The sequence below is a fragment of the Dehalococcoidia bacterium genome, assembly GCA_028711995.1.
GTDB lineage: Bacteria > Chloroflexota > Dehalococcoidia > SZUA-161 > SpSt-899 > JAQTRE01.
Window position 1 is genome coordinate 1 of record JAQTRE010000159.1, and the last position, 6,533, is coordinate 6,533.

Here is a 6,533-nt window from a genome sequence, read left to right on the forward strand (position 1 = left end):
CAGCCCTTAACCCACCGAAGTCTTTGGTGATGTTTTTTACGTCAAGAATGTTTTCTGAATTCATGATAACCTGAACTCACAGCGATATTGTTGCCAGTATATTCGATATTTGTAGATAATGCCAATCCCGGGTACAAGGGCTAGTGTTCTGATGCCATTTCGATGTAAAATAAAACAGATTTAACTCCCCGTGCACCAACAATGAACCCTTAAGGATTGCGGCCAACATGTCCCGCTCCTGCCGTCTTCATATAGTCACTTTTCTTGAATCATCGTGACGATAGACTGAGTGCCTATGCACATATTGACACTTTCAGGGTTGTGTCAATATGCATGTTGCACTTATGTCGTATAAGAAGATCGTTCTAGTTAATATGTCCATAAATTTATCATAAAACACTCTTCAAGTCAACCCATTTGCGTGCCCCAAAAGGGGATCAAAAATGACGGCAATCCCGATTACAAAACGCAGGCAGAAGAAAACAAGGTGACGACTGCACAGAAAAATGCACCAAACGTGATATCTGTACCGCGTTTGAGAAATCGACGCACCGGAGTGTTGGGGTAATCTGTCATGAAAGCGGAGAAGGTGCCACAGGCTTTCCCCGTGAGCATCTACTTATAGCCTTTCTCCTGTCCTTGCCTGTCCATATCAGCAGTCAGCAAGCGTTCCAAAGGAGCGAGTATCTCAGATTCTGTCTGGCGGAGATCGATGGCCTTTAAGTATCTGTGGCAACGTTCACAGGTGTAGAGTCGATAAAGCTCTTTTTCATCGGTAAAGTAGGCCAACTCTTTCTGATCACTGTTTCTGCAGTAAGGACACTCCAGCCGTTGGAAGAGCCAATCGGTATCACAACGAGAACAAACAAGCCGTCTGGCCCCTCGATCCTTATCCAGAAAGGCAAAATCGGGTTTGCCACCGCAGACAGGGCAATACCCGCGTCGCCATTGACCCTGGTCTACCAACCCGGCAAGGACCTCCGTCCGGGTTTTCAGGAATGGTCTCAACGCACACTGTATCGCTCTGGCAAGCGCATCTTCCATAACACCCAATGTGACGGCCCACGATGATAAGGATGCGTCTTCATACCAGGCCTTGGCCATTTCCTGCAAGAGAGTGATATCAAAGGCCGCACGTTCCGACTTCTCTGGACTAGGAACGGCGTGCTCGGCAAGTAGTGCAAAAGCTCTTTGAAAAAGCTCCCTAAAGGTGGGCCAATCAACAGAAATGGCATCCCACTTCACCAATGGGATGCCATTTCGCAGAGTAGCACCTGCTTCAAGTTCGGTTAGTATCGGCTGAGGGGAAGGGATGCTCTTCTTTGCCTCGACGGAGATGCGCAGCAAATCTCGATACAGTTCAACATTTTCAGGTAAACAACCCTCTTCTTGCTGCCAGTCATCCAGTTTCTGGAGCGTCCTCTCGTCTATTCCCACTCTGTCCTCTTATTCCCCCACCGCATATTTTCTAATGCTTGCCGCCGCTGGAAATACTATCATACCATTTTCCATAGTGGCTCTTGGCATAATGCTTTGAAATCTTCCCATCCAGCATGGACCGCATCGATTCCGTCATCCTGGGGTGAATGGCACCCAGATAGATGTGAACCAGCAGCATAGTAATTCCGGCGATAAACGCCAGATCGTGGATAACCAAACACCACTGGAAAACTTCGGAAGACACTTCACCTTTGAAGAACCACATGATGGTGCCCGTTGCCACGAACAGGATGAAAGTGCCTATGACTACCCCCTGCCACATCTTCTGTCCGGTATTCACGTGTCCCTGCGGGGGCATTTTGGTCTCGTCGCCGCCAAAGTAGTAATCGGGAGCGGCCTTCATCCAATTGAAGTCGTCCTTGCCCCAGGTAAGCGTCTCTTTGATAAAGTGGAGCGACATCCTGGGATTGGTGAAGAAATAGACTATCGGCCCCAGCACAAAGATCACCGCCGCAATGCGATGAATGACCCTGGTGATGCCACCCTGAGCCACAACCCCCAACCCCGGGAGAAACAAGAACATGCCAGTGATCAGCAAGGTCACGAACGCTGCGGTATTGATCCAATGGAACCAGATGGTGCGCTTTCTAAAGCGTTCGATGGTTCTTTCTTCTGCCGTTGACATCTTAGCCTTTCCCCCCTTTCTTGTTTGCCTCGATCATTCGGGCGCGGGCAACCAGGAAGTTCAGCCCTGCTCCGACAGCCACCGCCGCTACAGCCCCGACGCCTACATACTTCAAAATATCGCGGGCTTCGGCCGCCGTAGGCACTTTGGGGTCAGCGGGAAGGCCATGAACTTCCGGTGCATAGGGGAGCACATACAGCACATGAAGCCCATCCAGTTGTTTCTCCCCGTAAAGGTTGGCCATCGGATAGGTGCTTCCGAGTTGCTCGACCCTGGACCGGCCAATGGCCACCATCTCACTGCGCTCACCGAATTGCAATGCCGCTGTAGGGCAGGTAGTTACACATGCTGGCTCAAAACCATTGGTTACCCTGTCCTGACAGAAAAGACACTTTGAAGCCTTGCGTACGCCGGTGAAATTGCCGCCGTCTGACTTGGGAACTTTGAACGGGCAGGCTTCCACACAGTAACCGCATCCGGTACATTTATCTTTGTTGTATTGGACAAAGCCCAGCTTGTGATAGGAAAGCGCCCCGCTGGGACAAACCGTCACACAGGCAGCATCGGTGCAGTGCATGCAGGATCGGCGGGTAAATAACCAGTCGATCCCCCCATTTCCATTCTTGCTCACTTCGGTGAACTTAATCTTCAGCCAAGTGTCGGAAGAGAGATCGGGCGGATTCTCAAATGTTCCTCGATTGGTGGTTTCTTCCGCCTTCAGCTCATTCCATTGCTTGCAGGCTACCTGGCAGCCGCGACAAGCGGTGCATTTGGTACCATCAAAGAGTATCGCTTTAGCCATCTTATGACCTCCTCACATCGCAAAGGAAAGTCTTGTACTCTGGTATTGTAGTGTTAGCATCTCCAACATGTGGCGTCAGCATGTTTGCGCTGTCGCCTTTGGACATGCCGCTGTATCCCCAGTGCCATGGCATACCAATATGGTGAATCGTCTGTCCGTTCACTTTCAGGGATTGGAATCGCTTAGTGACCATTGCCACTGCCCTGACCTCTCCCCGAGCAGTACTGACCACAACCTTGTCGCCGTTCCGGATTCCCCTCTCTGCGGCCAGTTCCTCGCTCATTTCGGCATACATTTCCGGCTGGAGTTCCACCAGCCAGGGCAGGTTCCGGGTCATGATGCCCGTCTGCCAGTGTTCGGTGCAGCGATAGGTAGTGCCAACGCAGGGAAACTTATCGGGAGTTCCCCGTTCGTTCATGAACTTCCCGATAAAGGCACAGGGATTGGTCTTGGTGCCGGACATCAGATTTTTCTCCAGAGGGCTTTCCCAAGCTTCATAGACCTCCGGCAGAGGCCCCTCCGCGAGGCCATTACCCCAGATGCGCCCTAAGCCTTCCTTGTTCATGATAAAGGGCAGATTCCTTGCCCCGGGCGCAGCAATATTGATCGGATCTCCGCCTCCATCAGTGACATCTCCCTGCCACTTGGCATCGGCATAGAAGATTACCGGATGCTCGCTATCCCATGGATTTCCATTGAGGTCAACCGATGCCCGGTTGTAGATAATCCGCCGGTTAACCGGCCACGCCCATGACCAGTTGGAGTAAAGGCCGATTTGTTTGGGGTGCGCATCTACGTTGATGCGCTTTTTAGCTTTGTTTCCATCCGCGTCCGTATAGAAATTGCAGAAAATCCAATTTCCGCAACTCGTTGTACCGTCGTCCTTAAGGTTAGAGAAGCTGGTCATCAGACTGCCAGTGGTCAGATCGTAGCCGTTGACCTCCTTGGCCACTGCGTCAGAACTGATCTCCCCATAGTTCCATACCAGATCATGGATCGGCCTGGCCTTGGCAGAGCTGTCTCCGGCATAGAGTTCCTTGATCTTCAGCATCATCTCGTTCATCACTTCAAGATCAGGCCGGCCTTCTCCGGGTGGCTCAACTGCCTTATAGCGCCACTGTACCCAGCGACCGCTGTTGCTGATGCTGCCTTCCTTTTCATAGGAGGCAGCCATTGGAAGCAGGAATACTTCCGTCTTGATGCTGGCCGGGTCCACGCCCGGTCTTCTCCAGAACTCGGCTGTTTCGTTCATCCAGATGTCGGCCGACATCATCCAATCGAGTTTGCCCAGAGCTTCTCTGGCTCCATTGGAATTGGGTCCGCCAGCAGCAGGATTTTGCCCCCACACCCAGAGCCCCTTGATCTTCCCTTCCCCCATTGCTTCGATCATCCCGACGTGCGTGTAATTCACCGTCGGGTCGGTCTTGGGAAGATAGTTGAAGCAGAAGTCATTTTCTTTGGTGGCGGCATCGCCATACCATGATTTGAGCTGGCTGACGATGTATTTGCTGGCATTGCCCCACCAGTTCAAGCTCTTATCTCCGGCCAGCCCCTGAGGTGTAATCGTGGCATCAGGATGTTTACCGGATCTCTTCAAATAAGCCTGAATATCCGTATCGCTTTCAACAGGGACGTTCAGATATCCGGGGAGAATATGTGCCAGCAGACACATATCAGTCGAACCCTGTACGTTCGAGGTTCCTCTCAAGGCGTTGATACCGCCGCCGGAAATGCCCATGTTACCCAGCAATAGCTGGAGCACGGCATAGGATCTGATATTCTGCACTCCATAGGTATGCTGGGTAGCTCCCATGGCATAGCAGATAGTGCCTGCCTTGCCTTTCTGACCTGTCTGTATGTAAGTATGAATAATCTCCAGGTAGACGTCTTTCGGCGTGCCGGTTATGTTGCAGACCGTATCTACATCATACCGGGAGTAGTGTTTCTTCATCAACTGAAATACGCACTGCGGGTCTTTCAGCGTCGGGTCAGTGGCGGGTGTTTTGGCATTGGCGTACTGCCAGCTCGTCTTGGAAGCAGCGGTATATTTGCCGTTTTGCACTTCGCCAAAGAGTCCGTCGTTGAATGTGAAGTCCGGATTTACAATCAGGGCAGCGTTGGTATACTGGGTTACGTAGTCCATGTTGTAATTACCCGGATTGCTTTCCATATCATTGACGACATAGTTGATCATCCCGCCAATGAAAGCGATATCCGTCCCCGACCTTAGAGGGGCATAGATGTCCGCTTTAGCGGAAGTACGGCTAAATCGAGGGTCAACATGGATGAGTTTGGCCCCCTTTTCCATAGCCTTGGTGATCCATTTGAAAGATACGGGATGATTTTCCGCCGCATTCGATCCGATGATCATGATGCAATCGGAATTCCTGAGATCGATCCAGTGATTGGTCATTGCTCCCCTGCCGAACGACTCTGCCAGAGCCGCAACTGTAGAGGAGTGTCAGAGGCGTGCGCAGTGCTCCATATAGGCAATGCCGAGAGCACGATCCATCTTGGCCAGCAGATAACATTCCTCGTTATCCAGCTCTCCACCGCCCAGGCTGGCAAGGGCATCGACCCTGCCGGTTTTTTCGTTCCAGCTTTCATCGCGGGTGGCTTTGACTCTTTCGGCAATAGTGCCTATCATCCAATCCCACGACTTCTCTTCCCAAGTGGTTGAGTTCGGAGCCCGGTAAAGCGGCTTGGTGAGTCGATAAGGGTTGATCTTGCCATCCACCTGATGAATTTGAGCCATTGCTTGCCCCTTGGGACAGAGCGTTCCCTCGTTGATGGGATGGTCCGGATCCCCTTCCATTTTGATTCGCCCATCCTCGTACGCCGTCACGATGGCCCCACAACCCACAGAGCAATAACAGCAGATGGTCGTTGTTTCTTTAACTTTTGCCTTTAGCGGCAATGTTTTGCTGGAAGCAGCATAAGATTTCTCCTTGGATCCCACAACTCCAAGCAGAGCTACGCTGCCCACCCCAGCCCCAGTGGCTTTCAGAAAATCCCTGCGGCTCAGTTCCATGGTCCCTCCTCGTTTGACAGATAACGAACCCAAAAAAAGGGATGCCTTATCTAGACACCCCTTCCTAAAGTAGCTACTTTAGCTACCGGTGTATTAAGCTCTTTCCTTCCTTGTCCCGTACCTATGGCGAACAGAATCTTCTGGGCTGTCATTGTGATCGTACTTAAACCTTTGTAAAGATTGCTCAGCCATGCCTCTCCTTTCCAAATATGGGAGGCGCAGGCGTTTCCCCTCGCGCCCTCGGGGCCCTAAAGCCCTTAGACTGCATACCATAGCCCACCCAGCTTTAGGTACTACAGCTCGAAGAGTCTGATATCCACGGTTGCCGAAGAATGCCTCGGAAACCAGAGACATTGTAGCACAGGTCACCAAAATCAGGCAACAAACATGCACGAGACAGGTGAAAACAGAAATGATCGAGGCAATCGTCCCCGGATGAATTTGATAACGAGGCCGTTTAAGAATAGGGGTTAAGAATACCCTGAAAGAAGTTGACACGGTTTTTGAAACCGACGTTTTGACGTTCAAGTGACATTCTCATAGGTTAAGCCCTCGGTTTTGAGGGTTTGAGCACT

General features: G+C 51.4%; 4 protein-coding genes and 1 riboswitch. All 4 genes read right to left on the minus strand.

Going from position 1 to position 6,533, the window contains the following annotated elements; translation table 11 throughout:
* Positions 1-615: 615 nt before the first annotated feature.
* From PHV74_14355 to fdnG, 4 genes are read right to left on the minus strand one after another with little or no spacing between them, the layout of a single operon-like run.
* The gene (locus PHV74_14355; GenBank protein ID MDD5095538.1) at positions 616-1,437 is read right to left on the minus strand and encodes a formate dehydrogenase accessory protein FdhE; all 822 of its coding nucleotides are present in this window, start codon (positions 1,435-1,437) and stop codon (positions 616-618) included.
* Between the two features lie 31 nt (positions 1,438-1,468).
* Complete coding sequence (locus PHV74_14360; GenBank protein MDD5095539.1) at positions 1,469-2,125, minus strand: cytochrome b/b6 domain-containing protein; 657 nt, start codon at positions 2,123-2,125, stop codon at positions 1,469-1,471.
* A gap of 1 nt (position 2,126) precedes the next feature.
* Entirely contained in the window at positions 2,127-2,927 is an 801-nt protein-coding gene (locus tag PHV74_14365) for a 4Fe-4S dicluster domain-containing protein (protein ID MDD5095540.1), read from the minus strand.
* A 1-nt stretch (position 2,928) separates the two neighbouring features.
* Positions 2,929-5,958: a formate dehydrogenase-N subunit alpha gene (gene fdnG, locus PHV74_14370; protein ID MDD5095541.1), complete on the minus strand. Its 3,030-nt coding sequence runs from the start codon at positions 5,956-5,958 to the stop codon at positions 2,929-2,931.
* A gap of 180 nt (positions 5,959-6,138) precedes the next feature.
* Positions 6,139-6,276: riboswitch (molybdenum cofactor riboswitch) on the minus strand.
* Positions 6,277-6,533 lie beyond the last annotated feature (257 nt).